Raw genomic sequence first — 20,533 nt, 5'->3', positions numbered from 1 at the left:
CGAATCCCGTCGTTCGCTTAGAGAGGCCGGGGTGGCGGAACTGGCAGACGCACAGGACTTAAAATCCTGCGATTGGTAACGATCGTACCGGTTCGATTCCGGTCCTCGGCATAATATGGAGCACCCTTAGCTCAACTGGATAGAGTACCTGACTACGAATCAGGCGGTTAGAGGTTCGACTCCTCTAGGGTGCATTTTTCTATTTAACTCGGGAAGTAGCTCAGCTTGGTAGAGTACTTGGTTTGGGACCAAGGTGTCGCAGGTTCGAATCCTGTCTTCCCGATACATGGCGGTGTAGCTCAGCTGGCTAGAGCGTCCGGTTCATACCCGGGAGGTCGGGGGTTCGATCCCCTTCGCCGCTATAATGATCTTGTTGGACCTTTAGCTCAGCTGGTTAGAGCTCTCGGCTCATAACCGAGTGGTCGTAGGTTCAAGTCCTACAAGGTCCATTTGAATATTGGAGGATTACCCAAGTCCGGCTGAAGGGAACGGTCTTGAAAACCGTCAGGCGTGTAAAAGCGTGCGTGGGTTCGAATCCCACATCCTCCTTTTATATTAACGCGGGATGGAGCAGCTCGGTAGCTCGTCGGGCTCATAACCCGAAGGTCGTAGGTTCAAATCCTGCTCCCGCAATAAGGCTCGGTAGCTCAGTTGGTAGAGCAATGGATTGAAGCTCCATGTGTCGGCGGTTCGATTCCGTCTCGCGCCATTTTATTGATAGTATTTATGCGGGTGTAGTTTAGTGGTAAAACTACAGCCTTCCAAGCTGTTGTCGCGAGTTCGATTCTCGTCACCCGCTTTGAACTTTGTTCAAATTACCAAGTTTTTTAACTTGGGCGCGTAGCTCAGGTGGTTAGAGCGCACGCCTGATAAGCGTGAGGTCGGTGGTTCGAGTCCACTCGTGCCCATTAATTGGAGAATTACTCAAGAGGCTGAAGAGGACGGTTTGCTAAATCGTTAGGTCGGGTAACTGGCGCAAGGGTTCGAATCCCTTATTCTCCGTTTTAATGAGAGTTTGTAACTCTCTTTTTTACTTTTAGAAACAATAAAACTTCAGATCTGTAAAACTTAATTGAATTACTAATCTGAAGTTATTTTTATATCGTTTATATTATAATTGTGTTATTTTACTTCCAACTATTGAGAGAAATTTCTCCGCTATTGAGCCAGATTTCTTTTCCATTATCACATTGAATTAAAAGTTTTCCATTTTCTGAGATGTCTTTAGCAAGTCCCTTGTGGTCTTTTTGATCTAGTGTGAAAGTAACTTCTTTTCCTAGAACGAATGACTGTTTTTTATATAGGTATAATAGCTCCTCTGCTGGTGTTTCGAAGAAAGCACGCCAGATTTCTATGATCAATTCATTCCTTGTTATAGGAGCTGTAGTTTTAAATAAGCTAGCAGCTTTTTCTTTTAATTCCTGAGGGAAGTCTTTAATGGTGAAATTGATACCTACTCCAATAATGATATCTGTGACTAAGCCTGTTTCTACAGAGGTCATTGCTTCAGTGAGAATTCCTCCAATTTTATGATTGCTTAGATAGATATCATTGACCCATTTTATGTCGACATCTATTAAAGTTAGGTTCTTAATGGCTTTGTAGATAGCTCCAGCTACAAGTAGTGTGTAGGATGGTAATTTGTCATAGGGGAGATTTGGTTTAAGATGGAGTGTCATATAAATACCACCTTGCGGTGAGTAGAAGGAACGTTGAAAACGGCCTCGGCCTGCTGTTTGATAGGAAGCTAGATAGAGGGTATTTGCTTCATGGCCTAAATCAATTGCTTCTTTTGCATCTAGTTGTGTTGATTTTGTTTCGGGTTTAAAGCTGACTTTAATTGGAAGGTTTTCTTCTAGAATCTCTGGAAGAATAAGGTCACCATTCATCAGTTTATATCCTTTGTTTTTGATACTATCAATTTCAATGCCTTCTTGTTCTAGCCGCTTGATGGCTTTCCAAATTGATGTTCGACTGAGGGATAGTTCTTCTGCGATTTTTTCTCCGCTGATATAATCGGTTTCTTTAGCTAGAATTTGGTAGACAGCTTGGTAGGATTTCATAGTGTTTCCTTTCTCACTAGTTGGTGTTGAGAATATTCTTTTCTTGTTTGACTTGGAGTCTGATTAAAGTATTGTTTATAAGCTTTAGAAAAATGTAGTGGATCTGAAAAACCTACCGAATATGCAATTACCTTGATAGACTCTTGGGTATTTTCGAGAAGTTGTTTAGCTCGGTGCATTCGAACGTAAAGTAGGTATTCTTTGGGTGATAAGGTGTTAAATTCTTTGAATACACTTGATAAGTAGCTTCTGTGAACGGATAGTTCTTTTGCTAAATCTTGAATTGTAAGTGATTGAGGATAGTGGCTATCAATTAATCGTTTGCATTCAAGATAGAGTTGGTGGGTTGATGAAATATTCTTTTTTTTCTGATTGGGAGCAATAGTTCCCAGATGAAACATCAGTTCATGGAGTTGTCCCATGATATGGAGTTGAGCTAATTCATTTGATTTGGTAATCTGAGCGAAGCGGACAATGTCTGAGATGAGTCTTGCAGTAGTCTGGGTATGACAAGTTTCAGATTGGATGAGATAGGATTGATTAGAAATTTGAGAAAGAGCAAAATAATCAGGAGCTTTCCCTCCAGTGATTCCTAACCAGTAGTAGGCCCAAGGCTCTTTACTATCTGCTTGATAAAAGGTTAATTCATCTGGTTTTAATAGAAAGAAATCTCCTTCTTTTAAATCAACAATTTTACCATTGTAATGAAATTTTCCTTGTCCTTTACTAATGTAATGTAGAACGTATGTATCACGAATGGCTGGACCAAAAGAGTAATTAGGTGTGCATTCCTCATATCCATAAAAGCTTAGGGAAAGGTCGATTGTTCCAGTCTGGTATTCTGAAAAAACTAACATGTGCTACCTCCTACCTAACATTTTACCATATTCTTGAGACATTTTTCTATTTCGGAAAGCGATTTCAGATGATAAAATAGAATCATTAAAGTGATGAGGTGAAGTAAATGGGAGTTAGGATAGAGAATAATCTATTTTATGTTGAGAGTAAAAATTTAAGTTTGATTATTGAAAATCGAAATGGGTACTTACTTTTGAAACATTTAGGAAAGACTATTAAGAACTATAAAGGTTGCAATAGTGTTTATGAACGAGACCATGCCTTTTCAGGAAATCCAACGGCTCATAATCGAACCTTTAGTTTAGATACTCAGCGACAGATTTTTGGGCAACATGGCTTAGGAGATTTTAGGAAACCAACTATACAGGTTCAGCAGGATGCAACTGAGGTAACAGATTTTCGTTTTATAGAAGCAAAGATTTTAAAAGGTCAAAATGGTCCACAGGGTTTACCTTCCCCACATAGCATGGATGGTACAGAGACTCTTGCCTTGATTTTAGAAGATTCTAAGGCTCAACTTAGTCTGACTTTATATTATACTGCTTTTGATAATGATGCGACAATTGCTAGCTACAGTAAATTGGAGAATAAGAGTAATCAGGAAGTTATCATCCATAAGGACTTTTCTTTTATGGCTGATGTTCCAGCTGCAGATTACGAAATCGTAACTTTTCAGGGAGCTTATGCTCGTGAAAAGACTGTCAGACGTCAACAGGTAGAACAAGGAATCTTTTCGATTAGTTCGAACCGTGGAGCTTCTGGTCATGCTCAAACACCAGCTCTTCTACTATGTGATCAAGGAGTCACAGAGGATGCTGGGAATGTGTTTGCTATTCAATTAATGTATAGTGGAAACTTTGAAGCTTTTGTTCAAAAGAATCAATTGAATGAAGTTCGGCTGGCTATTGGGATTAATCCGGAAAACTTTTCTTGGAAGTTAGACCCTGAGGAATACTTCGAAACACCGGTAGCTTTAATGACCTATTCAGATAAGGGATTAACTGGTATTAGTCATGAAAGTCAGAATTTTGTACTGAAGCACATTATGCCAAGTAAATTTTCTACAAAAGAACGCCCAATTCTAATCAATAACTGGGAAGCTACTTACTTTGACTTTCAGAGAGAAAAACTGTTAGAGCTAGCTGATGAAGCTAAGAAAGTTGGTATTGAACTTTTTGTATTAGATGATGGGTGGTTTGGTAATCGCTTTGATGATAATCGGGCTTTAGGTGATTGGGTTGTTAATGAGGAAAAACTGGGTGGAAGTCTTGAAAGTCTGATTTCAGCTATCCACGAAAGAGGTTTGCAGTTTGGGCTTTGGTTAGAACCTGAAATGATTTCTGTAGATAGCGATTTGTATCGTAAACATCCTGACTGGGCTATTCAGATTTCAGGATATGAGCATACCTATTCTAGAAATCAATTAGTACTTAATCTTGCCAATCCTCAGGTAGTAGAATACTTGAAAAATGTCTTAGATCAACTCCTATCTTATCATGCGATTGATTACATTAAATGGGATATGAATCGTAATATGACTAACCTGGGGAATGGATCGAACTATCTAGAGACACAGATGCAATCTCATCAGTACATGCTGGGGCTTTACGAACTCGTTTCTTATCTGACAGAGAAGCACAGCCATATTCTCTTTGAGTCCTGCTCTGGTGGCGGTGGACGAAATGATCTTGGTATGATGCGTTATTTCCCACAAGTCTGGGCTAGTGATAATACTGATGCTATTGCACGTTTACCAATTCAATACGGTTCATCCTATCTCTATCCAACCATTTCTATGGGGGCTCATGTTTCAGCAGTACCGAATCATCAGATGAGACGAACGACACCATTAGAAACACGTGGCCATGTAGCAATGATGGGAAATTTGGGCTATGAGCTTGATTTGACAAGTTTATCCGATGAAGAGAAAGCTGAGATTGCTAATCAGGTGAACTTGTATAAAGAATTACGACCAGTAGTTCAGTTAGGACAACAGTATAGACTCATTAACCCTGATACTGAATCCAATGAAGCAGCTGTACAATTTAATTACAAAAATCAAACGATTGTAACCTACGTTCGCGTTTTATCAGTTGTAGAGACCATGGAAACAACTTTAAAGTTAAAAGATTTGGTTGAAGAGGGACTGTATGAATTGCAGGAAAATGGAGTAGTTTACTCAGGTGCAGAACTCATGTATGCAGGTTTAACTGTTATCTTATCTCAAGGAGATTTTTTGAGTAAACAGTATATTTTTAAAAGACTATAATAAAAGTGTATAAATTTATAAAGGAGGCTTTCCAATGAAATGGTATAAAAAAATCGGACTTCTTGCAACTACAGGTTTAGCTTTGTTTGGGCTCGGCGCTTGCTCCAACTATGGTAAATCTGCGGATGGCACAGTGACCATCGAGTATTTCAACCAGAAAAAAGAAATGACCAAAACCTTGGAAGAAATCGCTCGTGATTTTGAGAAGGAAAACCCTAAGATCAAGGTCAAAGTCGTCAATGTACCAAATGCTGGTGAAGTATTGAAGACACGTGTTCTAGCAGGAGATGTGCCTGATGTGGTCAATATTTACCCACAGTCCATCGAACTGCAAGAATGGGCAAAAGCAGGTGTCTTTGAAGATTTGAGCAACAAAGACTACCTGAAACGCGTGAAAAATGGCTACGCTGAAAAATATGCTGTAAACGAAAAAGTTTACAACGTTCCTTTTACAGCTAATGCTTATGGAATTTACTACAACAAAGATAAATTCGAAGAGCTGGGCTTGAAGGTTCCTGAAACCTGGGATGAATTTGAACAGTTAGTCAAAGACATCGTTACTAAAGGACAAACACCATTTGGAATTGCAGGTGCAGATGCTTGGACACTCAATGGTTACAATCAATTAGCCTTTGCGACAGCAACAGGTGGAGGAAAAGAAGCCAATCAATACCTTCGTTATTCTCAACCAAATGCCATTAAATTGTCGGATTCGATTATGAAAGATGACATCAAGGTCATGGACATCCTTCGCATCAATGGCTCTAAGCAAAAGAACTGGGAAGGTGCTGGCTATACCGATGTTATCGGAGCCTTCGCACGTGGGGATGTCCTCATGACACCAAATGGGTCTTGGGCGATCACAGCGATTAATGAACAAAAACCGAACTTTAAGATTGGGACCTTCATGATTCCAGGAAAAGAAAAAGGACAAAGCTTAACCGTTGGTGCGGGAGACTTGGCATGGTCTATCTCAGCCGCCACCAAACATCCAAAAGAAGCCAATGCCTTTGTGGAATATATGACCCGTCCAGAGGTTATGCAAAAATACTACGATGTGGACGGATCTCCAACAGCGATCGAAGGGGTCAAACAAGCAGGAGAAGATTCACCGCTTGCTGGTATGACCGAATATGCCTTTACTGATCGTCACTTGGTCTGGTTGCAACAATACTGGACCAGTGAATCAGACTTCCATACCTTGACCATGAACTATGTCTTGACCGGTGATAAACAAGGCATGGTCAATGATTTGAATGCCTTCTTTAACCCGATGAAAGCGGATGTGGATTAGGAGTAGAGAGACTATGAAAAAAGTATTACAAAAATATTGGGCATGGGCTTTTGTGGTCATCCCTCTCTTGTTACAAGCAATTTTCTTCTATGTGCCGATGTTTCAAGGAGCCTTTTACAGTTTTACTAACTGGACAGGATTGACTTATAACTACAAATTTGTCGGCTTAAACAACTTTAAGCTCCTCTTCATGGATCCAAAATTCATGAATGCGATTGGCTTTACCGCAATCATTACGATTGCCATGGTGGTTGGTGAGATTGCACTCGGGATCTTCATTGCGCGTGTCTTGAACTCTAAAATCAAAGCCCAAACCTTCTTCCGTGCTTGGTTCTTCTTCCCAGCTGTTTTGTCTGGTTTGACAGTGGCTTTGATCTTCAAGCAAGTCTTCAACTACGGTCTTCCAGCGATTGGGCATGCCCTTCATATTGAATTTTTCCAAACCAGTCTTTTAGGGACTAAGTGGGGAGCGATCTTTGCGGCTGTCTTTGTCCTTCTTTGGCAAGGGGTGGCTATGCCCATCATCATCTTCCTAGCTGGTTTGCAATCTATTCCAACTGAGATTACAGAGGCAGCAAGGATTGATGGCGCGACTAGCAAGCAAGTTTTCTGGAACATTGAATTGCCTTACTTGCTACCAAGTGTCTCTATGGTCTTTATCCTATCCCTAAAAGGTGGGCTGACTGCTTTTGACCAAGTCTTTGCCATGACCGGTGGTGGTCCAAACAATGCCACAACTTCACTTGGGCTTTTGGTTTATAACTATGCCTTTAAAAACAACCAATTCGGTTATGCCAATGCCATTGCCGTAATCTTGTTCTTCTTAATTGTAGTGATTTCGATCATCCAATTGAGAGTATCTAAGAAATTTGAAATTTAAGAGGAGAAGCATGATGAAACAAGATGAAAGAAAAGACCTGATTGGCAAATACATTCTATTGATTCTAGGATCGGTTCTGATTTTAGTGCCGCTCCTTGCTACCCTCTTTAGTTCCTTCAAACCCACTAAGGATATTGTAGACAATTTCTTTGGCTTTCCAACCAACTTCACATGGGACAACTTTAGCCGTCTCTTAGCTGATGGGATCGGAGGCTATTATTGGAACTCTGTCGTCATCACTGTCTTGTCTTTACTTGCAGTAATGATCTTTATTCCGATGGCAGCCTACTCCATCGCTCGCAATATGAGTAAAAGAAAAGCCTTTACCATCATGTATATCCTCTTAATCCTCGGAATCTTCGTACCTTTCCAAGTCATCATGATTCCGATTACGGTTATGATGAGTAAACTCGGTTTGGCTAATACCTTTGGTTTGATCTTGCTCTACTTGACCTATGCGATTCCACAGACCCTCTTTCTCTATGTTGGCTATATCAAAATCTCGATCCCAGAAAGTCTGGATGAAGCAGCAGAGATCGATGGGGCTAATCAATTTACAACTTATTTCCGCATCATCTTCCCAATGATGAAACCGATGCATGCGACAACCATGATCATCAATGCCCTTTGGTTCTGGAATGACTTCATGTTGCCACTCCTTGTCTTGAACCGGGATTCAAAAATGTGGACTCTGCCTTTGTTCCAATACAACTACGCAGGCCAATACTTCAACGACTACGGGCCAAGCTTTGCCTCATACGTTGTCGGCATTATCAGTATCACCATTGTCTATCTCTTCTTCCAACGCCATATAATCGCAGGAATGAGCAACGGGGCAGTGAAGTAAGAAGAGACTAGAGAAGCTATAATTCCTGATACAGGGGAATAGTTCAGCTAGTTGACAATTTTATGTGAAAACAAGAAAGTAGTACTTAGTTTATTGAAGTCTATATTTAGTACGAGTTTGATGATAAACAGAGATTTAATACTCAATGAAAATCAAAGAGCAAACTAGGAAGCTAGTCACAGGTTGCTCAAAACACTGNNGATTTTCGAAGAGTATAACATGAATTTGATTTACGAAGCCAAGTCATATGAGACTTGGCTTCAATTAGAAAAAGGAGAGTAATGATGCCAATTCAAAATAAAACCATGTTGATTACCTATTCAGATAGTCTGGGAAATAATCTTAAAGACTTATATGATAATTTGGAAGAGCATTTTGGAGATGCTATTGGGGGAGTTCACCTTCTACCATTTTTCCCATCAACAGGTGATCGTGGATTTGCGCCAGTTGACTACGACGAAGTGGACTCAGCTTTTGGTGATTGGGAGGATGTTAAGCGTTTAGGTGAGAAATATTATCTTATGTTTAACTTTATGATTAACCATATTTCTCGTCAATCTAAGTATTATAAGGACTATCAAGAAAAACATGAAGCCAGTGAATTTAAAGATCTCTTTTTAAACTGGGATAAGTTTTGGCCGGAAAATCGTCCGACACAAGCTGATGTAGACTTAATTTACAAGCGTAAGGATCGTGCACCAAAGCAAGAGATTGTCTTTGCAGATGGGTCAGTGGAACATTTGTGGAATACCTTTGGTGAGGAGCAGATTGATCTTGATGTGACCAAAGAAGTAACGATGGAATTTATCCGTAAGACCATTCAGCACTTGGCAAGTAATGGGTGTGATTTGATTCGCTTAGATGCCTTTGCTTATGCAGTGAAGAAATTGGATACCAATGATTTCTTTGTGGAACCAGATATTTGGGATTTATTGGACAAAGTTCGAGACATCGCTGCTGAGTATGGAACAGAGCTCTTACCTGAGATTCATGAACATTATTCGATTCAGTTTAAAATAGCGGATCACGATTACTATGTTTATGATTTTGCTCTTCCAATGGTGACACTTTATACTCTTTACAGTTCCAGAACAGAGCGTTTGGCTAAGTGGTTAAAGATGAGCCCAATGAAGCAATTTACGACGCTAGACACCCATGATGGGATTGGAGTAGTAGATGTCAAGGATATCCTGACTGATGAGGAAATTGACTATGCTTCAAATGAACTCTATAAGGTTGGAGCGAATGTCAAACGTAAGTACTCTAGTGCCGAGTATAACAATTTAGATATCTACCAAATCAATTCAACCTACTATTCTGCGCTTGGAGACGATGATGTCAAGTATTTTCTCGCTCGTCTAATTCAAGCTTTTGCCCCAGGTATTCCTCAGATTTACTATGTAGGTCTATTAGCAGGCAAGAATGACTTGAAATTGTTAGAAGAAACTAAAGAAGGTCGAAATATTAATCGTCATTACTATAGCAATGAGGAAATATCAGAAGAGGTCCAACGTCCTGTAGTGAAGGCCCTTCTCAATCTATTTTCTTTCCGTAACCGTTTAGAAGCCTTTGATCTAGGAGGGACTATTGACGTTGAAACACCAACAGCTCAAAGCATTGTAATCAAACGTCAAAATAAAGATAAGTCCGTAACAGCAGTAGCAGAAATTGATTTGCAAAATCAGACTTATCGGGTAATTGAGAATGGAGTTGAAGTAACATTTTGAAGCCTTGATATGGTTGATAAAATAGTTTTTTTATTTTAGTAAACGTTTCCCTTGTTTTCAAATTGCTAAAAAAGTGGTACAATATAGGATAGCTTACTATTATCTGAATCAACTGATTTGGAGAGAAAGGATTCATTTTGAAATCAATAGGCTTTATTGAAAAGCTGAAAGGGTTGTCTAGTAAAGAGCTGATTTTATTGGGAATTATCCTGAGTATCTTTTTGCCCTTTTATCTTTTTGTAGTTGTATTCTGTTTATATATTATCAGTTTGATTTTTACAGGAGACATGAAAAGTATTCTTCAGAAAATGGGGGAGCATCCGATGCTGCTTCTTTTTCTTGGCTATAGTACTGTTATATCCATTCTTGCACAAAATTGGATGGGGCTTGTGGCTTCAGTAGGAATGTTTCTATTTACTATTTTCTTTTTGTATTATCAGTCGATTTTATCCCATAAATTCTTTCGCTTGATTTTGCAGCTCGTCTTATTTGGTAGCGTCTTGTCAGCTGTTTTTGCGAGTTTAGAGCATTTCCAAATTGTGAAGAAATTCAACTATGCTTTTCTTTCACCTAACATGCAGGTGTGGCATCAGAATCGTGCAGAAGTGACCTTCTTTAATCCTAATTATTATGGAATTATTTGTTGTTTCTGTATCATGATTGCCTTCTATCTGTTTACAACGACCAAGTTGAATTGGTTGAAAGTATTCTGTGTGATTGCAGGCTTTGTGAATCTCTTTGGTTTGAATTTTACGCAAAATCGAACTGCCTTTCCTGCTATTATCGCTGGAGCCATTATTTATCTCTTTACGACCATTAAAAACTGGAAGGCCTTTTGGCTTAGTATTGGGGTCTTCGCAATCGGCTTGAGCTTCCTCTTTTCTAGTGATTTGGGAGTTCGGATGGGGACTTTAGACTCTTCTATGGAAGAACGCATTTCTATCTGGGATGCTGGGATGGCTTTGTTTAAGCAAAATCCTTTTTGGGGTGAAGGGCCATTGACTTATATGCACTCTTATCCTAGAATAAATGCTCCTTATCATGAACATGCTCACAGTCTATATATCGATACGATTCTGAGTTACGGAATTGTGGGGACTATTTTATTAGTTTTGTCTTCTGTTGCTCCTGTTCGCTTGATGATGGATATGAGTCAGGAGTCGGGGAAACGCCCGATTATCGGCCTTTATCTATCTTTCCTTACAGTGGTTGCTGTGCACGGAATCTTTGACTTGGCCCTCTTCTGGATTCAGTCAGGTTTCATTTTCTTGTTAGTTATGTGCAGTATTCCATTGGAGCATCGAACGTTGGTATCGGACATGACGGATTAAGTATATAAGATTACAATCTTCTACCTTGGGTGGGAGATTTTTATATACACTGGACATGTCGTGCATCTGAGGTGTAAGTCCTCTGTAGGGCTCCACTATCGGTGAATACAATAGCTCTCCCCAAGCCTGACTATCGTGAGGTAGTGGATTAAAATGGTCTGGGGATAGATCGTTTTAAGTCTGACGCAGGAAATAAGAATTGTCAAAGGAAGGGATAGCGAAATCGTGGCACTACTAACAGGAACGTGATAGCAAGGCGTATATAGTGGATAAGGTAGCGAGAAATTTTAAAGTATAAAAGATAGTCTTAATCTATATGTGTAAATCACGAAAGTAATTGAATTTGGAATAAGGTTGGTGTGAAAAAGATATAGTAAATTGAATCTTGAATACTAGAATGATACTTCTACAATATTATTATAATTTAATTTAAATTCCAAAATCACATTGTTCAGTCCGTATTTCATTTTACTATAGGTCTTTCTAAGCTCCAAAGTTTCTGCGTCAAATTTCCTATTTTCGCTGTAGCCTTTGATACTTCGAACGACAATTTGAATCATATATTCAGAAAAAATGAAAAATTTGTGTTAATAAGCCTAAATATTCTGAAAATTCGTTTACTTTTCTTGAAATCTATGATATAATTGATAATGACCTATACTTTATTACGAGGAGTGAAGAAATGAAAAAAAGTCAAGTGCTTGCTGTAGCAGGAGCTACCTTATTAGCGTCAGGAGTTCTAGCTGCGTGTTCAAACACTAGTTCAAATAATGCGAAACTAGCAAAAGATTACCAATATGTTTATCAAACAGATCCAGAAACCTTGGATTATATCGTCAGCAATATCGATTCAACATCATTCATCACAACAAATGCTGTAGATGGTTTGTTGGCTAACGATAAATATGGTAATCTGGTTCCTTCTATTGCTGAATCATGGACAGTTTCAAAAGATGGTTTGACGTATACCTATAAAATCCGTAAGGATGCTAAATGGGTGACAGCAGAGGGAGAAGAGTACGCTCCTGTCACTGCTAAAGACTTCGTTACTGGTTTGAAACATGCGGTAGATGGGAAATCAAAAGGACTTTCAATCGTTAGCTCTTCTATTAAGGGATTAGAAGCATATATTAAGGGTGAAACAAGCGATTTTTCAACCGTCGGAGTAAAAGCACTCGATGACCAAACACTAGAGTATACCTTGAACCAGCCAGAAACTTTCTGGAATGACAAGACTACTAGTGGTGTTTTGATGCCAGTTAATGAAGAATTCTTAGCTTCAAAAGGGGAAGGTTTTGGTTCTCCAACAGATGCTAACTCTATTCTTTATAACGGTCCATTTGTCTTGAAGGCTGTAACTCCTAAATCATCTATCGAGATGGCTAAAAATGATGCTTACTGGGACAAAGAAAATGTAAAAATTGAGAACGTTAAGTTCACTTTCTGGGATGGTAAGGATCAAGATGTAATTGCCAAAGGTTTTTCTGATGGTCAATATAGCAAGGCTCGTATCTTCCCTACAAGTTCTACATATGAAAAATATGCAGCTGACTTCAAAGATAACATTTACTTTAATGAACCAGGTGCGGGTGTTGCAACTGTCAGCTTGAACTATGGCCGTACAACTTATAACCACACTGCCAAAACAAGTGATGCCCAAAAGACATCTACTCAAAAAGCTTTGCTAAATAAGGAGTTCCGTCAAGCCTTGAACTTTGCGGTCGATCGCAATTCTTACTCAGCTCAAACAAATGGTACTGATGGAGCTGCAGTAGCCATCCGTAATACATTCGCACCATATAATCTTCAAGTTGGTAAGAAAACATTTGGTGAATTGGTACAAGATAGCTTGGCTAAGACAAATTCTTCTACTTGGTCAAACGTATCTCTAGCAGATTCTCAAAATGGACTTTACAATGAAGAAAAAGCGAAAGAAGTCTTTGCTAAAGCTAAATCAAGCCTACAAGCTGAAGGTGTTGAATTCCCAATCCACTTGGATGCCTTGGTTATCCAAGAATCAACAGCGGTTGTAAACCGTGTTCAATCATTGAAACAATCAATTGAAAAAGTATTGGGTTCAGATAATGTTGTTGTAGACTTGCAACAAATGACTCAAGCAGAAGCTTTACCAATTTCATTTAGTGCTCCAACAGCTAAAGAGCAAGATTGGGATATCCACACCTTGCTAGGATGGAACCCTGACTATCAAGATCCTTCTACTTTCTTGGATCAGTTTGTCATCAAGGGAGGAAACACTCGCCTTTACCTTGGTATTGACCAAAACACGGATGCATCAGTAGTAAGCAAACTTGCTTTAGCTGACTATGGAAAATTACTTGATGATGCAAATAGCGAAAACCAAGATGTTCAAAAACGTTATGAAAAATACGCGGTAGCACAAGCTTGGTTGACTGACAATGCTTTGACAATTCCAGTAATGGCTTCTCCTAAAGAAACAGCCGTTTCATATGTTTCAAAAGTTCTACCATTTAGCTCATCATATTCTGAATCTGGTCTTAAAGGTGAAAATTCAGGATACTTGAAGTACACTGAAGTTAGTGAAAAAGCAATCACCAAAGAAGAGTATGAAAAAGCTCGTGAAAAATGGTTGAAAGAAAAAGCTGAATCAAACGAGAAAGCTCAAAAAGAATTGGCAAGTCATGTGAAGTAAATAATTTCTAATAGAACTTTCTCTCCATGAGGAGAAGGTTCTTTTGGGATTTTTAAAGGAAATAATATGAAAAAATATATTTTTATGCGTGTTTTGCGGTCATTGGTTTCGATTTTCTTAGTAACGACTTTGACCTACACGATTATCTATACCTTGGTTCCTCGAAAATTGATTTTCAAGCAGGATCCTAACTATAATAAAATCGCAACAACGGCTGATAAACGTGATAACTATGAAAATACTGTGTTTGAGCGTATGGGCTACATTGAGTATTACGATACTAAAGAGTTGCAAGAAAAGGCAAGTAGCATGGATTCTTCTGTAACAGTAGAGGCAAATGCGACCAATAAAGCTATTTATGAAAAGTACATCAATCAATTAGGTCATGGTTGGACTTTGGGAGAATTTACTGAAAGTGGTCAATTTTATGCTACTCGTGAAATTCCAATTTTTGAACGTGTTTTTCACTTCTATGCTAACTTGATTGATATTGATCATACAAATAAAATTCAAGACCCTGAAAATCCAGACTTGAAACGCTACCTTCGTTTCGAAAATGATCCAGCTATCGGATGGTCATTGGTCGGTTCAGGTACTAAACATAAATATCTCTTGTACTTTAACAGTCAGTTCCCATTTGTGCATCAAAACTTTGTTAATATCAATTTAGGTGACTCTTATCCAACCTATGCTAATACACCAGTTCTTCAGGTTATTACTCAAGGTCAAGGACAAACCAAAACTGCTCAAGTTCAGTTCCCAACAGGTAAGAAAACGTCTTCTGTAAATATTTACTCAAGAACCTACAAGTCACCTAGTCAGGCTGACTCTCGTGAAGTAGCTAGCTATGGGAAAGATGATCCTTATACAGCGACTGAAAGTAATTACCAATATCCATCTATGATTGTCAGCTCTGCTATTGCTGGTTTGATTGGTTTGGTGATTTCTTATGCGATTGCCGTGCCACTTGGTTCAGCCATGGCTCGTTTCAAGAACACTTGGATTGATAGCTTCTCAACAGGGGCTTTGACCTTCTTGATGGCACTTCCAACAATCGCCCTTGTTTATATTGTTCGATTGCTTGGTTCCTCAATTGGTTTACCAGATTCATTCCCTATCTTAGGGGCTGGAGATTGGCGTTCGTACGTTTTACCAGCAGTAATCCTTGGTTTGTTGGGTGCTCCTGGTACAGCTATTTGGATTCGTCGTTACATGATTGACTTGCAATCACAAGACTTTGTTCGTTTCGCTCGTGCAAAAGGTTTGTCTGAAAAAGAAATTTCAAACAAACACATCTTTAAAAATGCCATGGTTCCGCTGGTTTCAGGAATTCCTGGTGCCGTTATTGGGGTTATCGGTGGTGCAACCCTTACTGAAACAGTCTTCGCCTTCCCAGGTATGGGTAAAATGTTGATTGACTCTGTAAAAGCATCCAATAACTCTATGGTCGTTGGTCTTGTCTTCATTTTTACATGTATTTCTATCTTCTCCCTTCTTTTAGGAGATATTTGGATGACCATTATTGACCCACGTATTAAATTGACTGAGAAAGGAGGCAAATAATGTCTACAATCGATAAAGAAAAATTTCAGTTTGTAAAACGTGACGATTTTGCCTCTGAAACCATTGATGCGCCAGCATATTCTTACTGGAAATCAGTGTTTAGACAATTTATGAAGAAAAAATCAACTGTAGTCATGTTGGGAATCTTGGTAGCCATCATTTTGATGAGTTTCATCTACCCAATGTTTTCTAAGTTTGATTTCAATGATGTCAGCAAGGTAAACGACTTTAGTGCTCGTTATATCAAGCCAAATGCGGAGCATTGGTTCGGTACAGACAGTAACGGTAAATCGCTCTTTGACGGTGTCTGGTTCGGAGCGCGTAACTCTATCCTCATTTCTGTGATTGCGACAGTGATTAACTTGGTTATCGGTGTTTTTGTCGGTGGTATTTGGGGAATTTCAAAATCAGTTGACCGCGTGATGATGGAAGTTTATAATGTCATCTCAAACATCCCATCTCTTTTGATTGTCATTGTCTTGACTTACTCAATCGGAGCTGGATTCTGGAATTTGATTTTTGCCATGAGTGTAACAACATGGATTGGAATTGCCTTCATGATTCGTGTGCAAATCTTGCGTTATCGTGACTTGGAATACAACTTGGCGTCACGTACTTTGGGAACACCAACCTTGAAGATTGTTGCCAAAAACATTATGCCACAATTGGTATCTGTTATTGTGACAACCATGACTCAAATGCTTCCAAGCTTTATCTCATACGAAGCCTTCTTGTCTTTCTTCGGTCTTGGATTACCGATTACAGTGCCAAGTTTGGGTCGTTTGATTTCGGATTATTCACAAAACGTAACAACCAATGCTTACTTGTTCTGGATTCCATTGACAACTCTTGTCTTGGTATCCTTGTCCCTTTTCGTAGTTGGTCAAAACTTAGCGGATGCTAGTGATCCACGTACACATAGATAGGAGTAGAAATGACAAAAGAAAAAAATGTAATTTTGACTGCTTGCGATATTGTCGTGGAATTTGACGTTCGTGACAAAGTATTGACAGCCATTCGCGGCGTTTCCCTTGAACTAGTTGAAGGAGAAGTGTTGGCCTTGGTAGGTGAGTCAGGATCAGGGAAATCTGTTTTGACAAAGACCTTCACAGGTATGCTTGAAGAAAATGGTCGCATTGCTCAAGGAAGCATTGACTACCGTGGTCAGGATTTGACAGCCTTGTCTTCTCACAAGGATTGGGAACAAATTCGTGGTGCTAAGATTGCGACTATCTTCCAAGATCCAATGACTAGTTTGGACCCAATTAAAACAATTGGTAGTCAGATTACAGAAGTTATTGTAAAACACCAAGGAAAAACAGCTAAAGAAGCGAAAGAATTAGCGATTGACTACATGAATAAGGTTGGGATTCCAGATGCAGATAGACGTTTTGATGAATACCCATTCCAATATTCTGGAGGAATGCGTCAACGTATCGTTATTGCGATTGCCCTTGCCTGCCGACCTGATGTCTTGATTTGTGATGAGCCAACGACTGCCTTGGATGTGACTATCCAAGCACAGATTATTGATTTGCTAAAATCTTTACAAAACGAGTACCATTTCACAACAATCTTTATAACTCACGACCTTGGTGTGGTAGCAAGTATTGCGGATAAGGTAGCGGTTATGTATGCAGGAGAAATTGTTGAGTATGGAACTGTTGAGGAAGTCTTCTATGACCCTCGCCATCCATATACATGGAGTCTCTTGTCTAGCTTGCCTCAGCTTGCTGATGATAAAGGAGATCTTTACTCAATCCCAGGAACACCTCCGTCACTTTATACTGATCTGAAAGGGGATGCCTTTGCCTTGCGTTCTGACTATGCAATGCAGATTGACTTCGAACAAAAAGCTCCTCAATTCTCAGTATCAGAGACACATTGGGCTAAAACTTGGCTTCTTCATGAGGATGCTCCAAAAGTAGAAAAACCAGCTGTGATTGCAAATCTCCACGATAAAATCCGTGAAAAAATGGGATTTGCCCATCTGGAAGACTAGGAGGAAGGAAATGTTTGAAAAATTAGTAGAAATCAAAGATTTAGAAATTTCCTTCGGTGAAGGAAGTAAGAAGTTTGTCGCGGTTAAAAATGCTAACTTCTTTATCAACAAGGGAGAAACGTTCTCGCTTGTTGGTGAGTCAGGTAGTGGGAAAACAACTATTGGTCGTGCGATAATCGGTCTCAATGATACAAGTAATGGTGATATTATTTTTGAGGGTCAAAAGATTAATGGTAAGAAATCGCGTGAACAAGCTGCAGAATTGATTCGTCGTATCCAGATGATTTTCCAAGACCCTGCCGCAAGTTTGAATGAACGTGCGACTGTTGATTATATTATTTCTGAAGGTCTTTACAATCATCATCTGTTCAAAGATGACGAAGAACGTAAAGAGAAAGTTAAAAATATTATCCGTGAAGTGGGTCTTCTTGCTGAGCACTTGACTCGTTACCCTCATGAATTCTCAGGTGGTCAACGTCAACGTATCGGTATTGCCCGTGCCTTGGTGATGCAACCAGATTTTGTTATTGCGGATGAGCCCATTTCAGCCTTGGACGTTTCTGTGCGTGCCCAAGTCTTGAACTTGCTCAAAAAATTCCAAAAAGAGCTCGGTTTGACCTATCTCTTTATCGCCCATGATTTGTCGGTCGTTCGCTTTATTTCAGATCGTATCGCAGTTATTTACAAGGGTGTTATTGTAGAGGTTGCAGAAACAGAAGAATTGTTTAACAATCCAATTCACCCATATACTCAGGCCTTGCTTTCAGCGGTACCGATTCCAGACCCAATCTTGGAACGCAAGAAGGTCTTGAAGGTTTATGACCCAAGTCAACACGACTATGAGACTGATAAGCCGTCTATGGTTGAAATCCGTCCAGGTCACTATGTTTGGGCTAACCAAGCCGAATTGGCGCGTTACCAACAAGGGTTAAACTAATAATGGTTTTATAATTTCCATGTCAACTTTTATGGAAATTATAAACCTTTTTTTGTTGGACTGATTTAAAAAACTTTGGAAGCGTTTTGAAAGAATTTTCGAAAGAAATAGAATTCTTAGAAAATCATTGAATTATAGTGAGATGAAATAAAATCTGAACAACTTTATTAGGAAAGTCAAATTCATTTCTAGAAAAGTTTTAGAAGTCGCGGCGTATTACTCTAGTTTCAATCTACTATAGTCTAATACTCTTCGAAAATCTCTTCAAACCACGTCAGCTCTATCTGCCACCTCAAAACAGTGTTTTGAGCAACCTGAGGTTAGCTTCCTAGTTTGCTTTTTGATTTTCATTGAGTCTAATATCTACAATGTAAAAAACTCTAGCTATCAGTTCATTGATAGTTAGAGTTTTTTCTATTCATATGATTTAAGGAGATTAAATAAGGCTTCTACTTCTGATGACGGTGTAGCTGATTTAAGGTAAGCGTAATAAACTGTAAAAGTTATCTTATCCTTCGGTATAAGAGGAATTTTTATTAAATCATCATCTTCATCAGAAAGTGCGATATCAGCCAGTAAACTAAGGCCGATCCCTTTCTTTAAAAGTTCTTTAAGGATGGCAATGTCATCAGTCTTAAAGAATATTTCTGCCTTGTTTTGATACTTTTGATTAAGCATTTCAAAAGCTTTCAGGTGAACAAAGTGTTCATCTAAGAGTATAAAGGATTGATCTGCTAATTCTTCAAAAGCGAGGGAAGGAGCAGTGGCAAAAGGATGGTTCTTAGATAAAACGACATACAGTTCTTTATGAAATAGCTCGTGTGACTCTATTGAAGGATAGTTGAGAAGTTCAATCAAACCGAGTAGGCTTGCATCAAGGTCTCCTTTGATGAGAAGGTTTAATAACTCCACGGAGCCACCGCGGATAGGGCGTACCTTTTTTAAAAAATCGAATTTATCTTTTTCGTTTAAGGCAGCAAAGAGATACTGAATGATAATAGGAGGGAATCCTACAGTAGAGTATTGTGCCAAGGAGCGATTAATTTCTTTGCGAGTAGAAATGACCTCAGGTAAAATCAGTTCTGTATGCTTTAGAAGGATTTGTCCTTGAGGAGTTAGCTTGAAGGAACGATGCGAGGGGTCATGGTGAATCAATTTGCAGTTAAAGGATTCCTCTAAGCGCTTGATAGCATAAGAAATAGATGGTTGGCTGACTTTATGTTGTTTTGCTACTTCCGTATAGGATTGAAGCTGGCAGAGGTCATAAAAATATTGTAGATCTTTTAAATTCATATGGGCTCACTTTCATTAGTTGGAGAAGGAAAATAAGTGGAAAACAGCAGATAAATAATTTTTATCCGTATCCTACAATTTGACTATACGAGTATTCACCAGTTAAAATGTAAGTGAGTCAGGAATCTCAAAGATTATCTAAGATACTCTCAAAAATGACCAACATCTTTTCTCGTTTATCAATAGGGAGCTGTTTAATCTTCATGTTGATTCTTTTGAGTGAAAGATTGCCACTCTTATCAGAGGTTGATTCAAGGCTATCAAAATTGAAAAATTCCTCTGGGGTCATTTCTAGGGCGTCAATCACTTTTTCAAGACTGTGAATGGTCAGATTCACATTTTGGTTTTCAAGTTGATTGATATATTTAAGCCCGAGTCCTGCTTGTTCCGAAAGTTCTTCCTGGCTCATTTTATTCTGTGTTCGAAAATATTTCACTTTTTGGGAAATATATTGTTGTAAATAGTTTTTAGTTGTCATATAAATAGAATACAAGTTTTATATGACAAAAAAACACCTTAAAAAATACAAAGTACTACATAGCGAACTTATATGATATTTATTTTAATTAGGATTGTCAATTTGTATGATTGGTTTATTTTACTCGAAACTTTTAGTAAAGAGTGATCATCGAGAGTTTGATGAGTTCAGAAATTTATAAAATATAACAACTTAAAGTATTATCAATAATAGTGTTTTAAGTATAAAAGAGCCTATTAGAAATTGTTCTCGTAGACTCATTATAACATATGCGTATACAATTGTATTATTTAAACAACAACGTTTCATGAACAATTCGT

Annotated in this window: 15 protein-coding genes and 11 tRNA genes; 22 read left to right on the top strand and 4 right to left on the bottom strand. The window is 38.7% G+C overall.

What is annotated here, in order from left to right:
- The first annotated feature begins 25 nt into the window (after positions 1 to 25).
- From HT728_RS01050 to HT728_RS01000, 11 genes are all read left to right on the top strand, one after another.
- Positions 26 to 111 (top strand) — tRNA-Leu (locus HT728_RS01050).
- Between the two features lie 9 nt (positions 112 to 120).
- Positions 121 to 194: transfer RNA gene (locus HT728_RS01045), tRNA-Arg, on the top strand.
- 15 nt (positions 195 to 209) lie between these two features.
- Positions 210 to 283: transfer RNA gene (locus HT728_RS01040), tRNA-Pro, on the top strand.
- A 5-nt stretch (positions 284 to 288) separates the two neighbouring features.
- Positions 289 to 362: transfer RNA gene (locus HT728_RS01035), tRNA-Met, on the top strand.
- Between the two features lie 13 nt (positions 363 to 375).
- Positions 376 to 449, top strand: a tRNA-Ile gene (locus HT728_RS01030).
- Between the two features lie 10 nt (positions 450 to 459).
- Positions 460 to 549 (top strand) — tRNA-Ser (locus tag HT728_RS01025).
- Positions 550 to 559: 10 nt separating this feature from the next.
- Positions 560 to 633, top strand: a tRNA-Met gene (locus tag HT728_RS01020).
- A gap of 3 nt (positions 634 to 636) precedes the next feature.
- Positions 637 to 709, top strand: a tRNA-Phe gene (locus HT728_RS01015).
- A 19-nt stretch (positions 710 to 728) separates the two neighbouring features.
- Positions 729 to 799, top strand: a tRNA-Gly gene (locus HT728_RS01010).
- A gap of 35 nt (positions 800 to 834) precedes the next feature.
- Positions 835 to 908: transfer RNA gene (locus HT728_RS01005), tRNA-Ile, on the top strand.
- Between the two features lie 6 nt (positions 909 to 914).
- Positions 915 to 1,002 (top strand) — tRNA-Ser (locus HT728_RS01000).
- A 125-nt stretch (positions 1,003 to 1,127) separates the two neighbouring features.
- Here HT728_RS01000 and birA read toward each other — a convergent pair.
- Positions 1,128 to 2,063: a bifunctional biotin--[acetyl-CoA-carboxylase] ligase/biotin operon repressor BirA gene (gene birA, locus HT728_RS00995; protein ID WP_173233281.1), complete on the bottom strand. Its 936-nt coding sequence runs from the start codon at positions 2,061 to 2,063 to the stop codon at positions 1,128 to 1,130.
- Positions 2,060 to 2,920, bottom strand: a complete 861-nt coding sequence (locus HT728_RS00990) for an AraC family transcriptional regulator (RefSeq protein ID WP_112445783.1) — start codon at positions 2,918 to 2,920, stop codon at positions 2,060 to 2,062. The genes birA and HT728_RS00990 overlap by 4 nt, the downstream gene beginning before the upstream one ends.
- Positions 2,921 to 3,027: 107 nt before the next feature.
- On the opposite strand from HT728_RS00990, the gene HT728_RS00985 reads away from it, so the two are divergent.
- From HT728_RS00985 to HT728_RS00935, 11 genes are all read left to right on the top strand, one after another.
- Positions 3,028 to 5,190, top strand: coding sequence for an alpha-galactosidase (locus HT728_RS00985; RefSeq protein WP_173233279.1), 2,163 nt, complete (start codon positions 3,028 to 3,030; stop codon positions 5,188 to 5,190).
- Between the two features lie 34 nt (positions 5,191 to 5,224).
- Positions 5,225 to 6,484, top strand: coding sequence for an extracellular solute-binding protein (locus HT728_RS00980; RefSeq protein WP_173233277.1), 1,260 nt, complete (start codon positions 5,225 to 5,227; stop codon positions 6,482 to 6,484).
- Between the two features lie 13 nt (positions 6,485 to 6,497).
- Positions 6,498 to 7,364: a sugar ABC transporter permease gene (locus HT728_RS00975; protein ID WP_173218721.1), complete on the top strand. Its 867-nt coding sequence runs from the start codon at positions 6,498 to 6,500 to the stop codon at positions 7,362 to 7,364.
- Between the two features lie 13 nt (positions 7,365 to 7,377).
- Positions 7,378 to 8,211: a carbohydrate ABC transporter permease gene (locus HT728_RS00970; protein ID WP_112445791.1), complete on the top strand. Its 834-nt coding sequence runs from the start codon at positions 7,378 to 7,380 to the stop codon at positions 8,209 to 8,211.
- Between the two features lie 284 nt (positions 8,212 to 8,495).
- Positions 8,496 to 9,938 carry a sucrose phosphorylase gene (gene gtfA, locus HT728_RS00965; RefSeq protein WP_173233274.1) on the top strand — a complete coding sequence of 481 codons (1,443 nt, stop codon included), beginning with the start codon at positions 8,496 to 8,498 and terminating at the stop codon, positions 9,936 to 9,938.
- Positions 9,939 to 10,075: 137 nt separating this feature from the next.
- Positions 10,076 to 11,269 carry an O-antigen ligase gene (locus HT728_RS00960; RefSeq protein ID WP_173233271.1) on the top strand — a complete coding sequence of 398 codons (1,194 nt, stop codon included), beginning with the start codon at positions 10,076 to 10,078 and terminating at the stop codon, positions 11,267 to 11,269.
- Positions 11,270 to 11,951: 682 nt separating this feature from the next.
- Complete coding sequence (locus HT728_RS00955) at positions 11,952 to 13,940, top strand: peptide ABC transporter substrate-binding protein (RefSeq protein ID WP_173233269.1); 1,989 nt, start codon at positions 11,952 to 11,954, stop codon at positions 13,938 to 13,940.
- Between the two features lie 66 nt (positions 13,941 to 14,006).
- Complete coding sequence (locus HT728_RS00950; RefSeq protein WP_112443790.1) at positions 14,007 to 15,503, top strand: ABC transporter permease; 1,497 nt, start codon at positions 14,007 to 14,009, stop codon at positions 15,501 to 15,503.
- The gene (oppC, locus tag HT728_RS00945) at positions 15,503 to 16,429 is read left to right on the top strand and encodes an oligopeptide ABC transporter permease OppC (RefSeq protein WP_000103703.1); all 927 of its coding nucleotides are present in this window, start codon (positions 15,503 to 15,505) and stop codon (positions 16,427 to 16,429) included. Before HT728_RS00950 ends, oppC begins: the two co-directional genes overlap by 1 nt.
- 8 nt (positions 16,430 to 16,437) lie before the next feature.
- Entirely contained in the window at positions 16,438 to 17,505 is a 1,068-nt protein-coding gene (locus HT728_RS00940; RefSeq protein ID WP_173233266.1) for an ABC transporter ATP-binding protein, read from the top strand.
- A gap of 10 nt (positions 17,506 to 17,515) precedes the next feature.
- Complete coding sequence (locus HT728_RS00935; protein WP_173233264.1) at positions 17,516 to 18,442, top strand: ATP-binding cassette domain-containing protein; 927 nt, start codon at positions 17,516 to 17,518, stop codon at positions 18,440 to 18,442.
- Positions 18,443 to 18,856: 414 nt separating this feature from the next.
- Here the strand turns inward: HT728_RS00935 and HT728_RS00930 are convergent, their stop codons facing one another.
- Positions 18,857 to 19,735 carry a LysR family transcriptional regulator gene (locus HT728_RS00930; protein WP_164226982.1) on the bottom strand — a complete coding sequence of 293 codons (879 nt, stop codon included), beginning with the start codon at positions 19,733 to 19,735 and terminating at the stop codon, positions 18,857 to 18,859.
- A 127-nt stretch (positions 19,736 to 19,862) separates the two neighbouring features.
- Positions 19,863 to 20,213, bottom strand: a complete 351-nt coding sequence (locus tag HT728_RS00925; protein WP_164226984.1) for a helix-turn-helix transcriptional regulator — start codon at positions 20,211 to 20,213, stop codon at positions 19,863 to 19,865.
- Positions 20,214 to 20,533: the final 320 nt, after the last annotated feature.

Origin of the sequence: Streptococcus sp. 544 (assembly GCF_013277385.1) — a bacterium.
Classification (GTDB): Bacteria; Bacillota; Bacilli; order Lactobacillales; family Streptococcaceae; genus Streptococcus; species Streptococcus mitis_BA.
Note: the sequence above shows the minus strand (reverse complement) of the source record. Positions and strands in the feature narration are given on the sequence as shown.

Bases quoted from the DNA above. Each gene is read 5' to 3' on its own strand.
- HT728_RS00935 (WP_173233264.1), top strand. From the start codon at position 17,516: ATGTTTGAAAAATTAGTAGAAATCAAAGATTTAGAAATTTCCTTCGGT.
- HT728_RS00985 (WP_173233279.1), top strand. From the start codon at position 3,028: ATGGGAGTTAGGATAGAGAATAATCTATTTTATGTTGAGAGTAAAAAT.
- HT728_RS00970 (WP_112445791.1), top strand. From the start codon at position 7,378: ATGAAACAAGATGAAAGAAAAGACCTGATTGGCAAATACATTCTATTG.
- HT728_RS00925 (WP_164226984.1), bottom strand. From the start codon at position 20,213: ATGACAACTAAAAACTATTTACAACAATATATTTCCCAAAAAGTGAAA.
- gtfA (WP_173233274.1), top strand. From the start codon at position 8,496: ATGCCAATTCAAAATAAAACCATGTTGATTACCTATTCAGATAGTCTG.
- HT728_RS00975 (WP_173218721.1), top strand. From the start codon at position 6,498: ATGAAAAAAGTATTACAAAAATATTGGGCATGGGCTTTTGTGGTCATC.
- birA (WP_173233281.1), bottom strand. From the start codon at position 2,063: ATGAAATCCTACCAAGCTGTCTACCAAATTCTAGCTAAAGAAACCGAT.
- HT728_RS00930 (WP_164226982.1), bottom strand. From the start codon at position 19,735: ATGAATTTAAAAGATCTACAATATTTTTATGACCTCTGCCAGCTTCAA.
- HT728_RS00955 (WP_173233269.1), top strand. From the start codon at position 11,952: ATGAAAAAAAGTCAAGTGCTTGCTGTAGCAGGAGCTACCTTATTAGCG.
- HT728_RS00980 (WP_173233277.1), top strand. From the start codon at position 5,225: ATGAAATGGTATAAAAAAATCGGACTTCTTGCAACTACAGGTTTAGCT.
- oppC (WP_000103703.1), top strand. From the start codon at position 15,503: ATGTCTACAATCGATAAAGAAAAATTTCAGTTTGTAAAACGTGACGAT.
- HT728_RS00990 (WP_112445783.1), bottom strand. From the start codon at position 2,920: ATGTTAGTTTTTTCAGAATACCAGACTGGAACAATCGACCTTTCCCTA.
- HT728_RS00940 (WP_173233266.1), top strand. From the start codon at position 16,438: ATGACAAAAGAAAAAAATGTAATTTTGACTGCTTGCGATATTGTCGTG.
- HT728_RS00950 (WP_112443790.1), top strand. From the start codon at position 14,007: ATGAAAAAATATATTTTTATGCGTGTTTTGCGGTCATTGGTTTCGATT.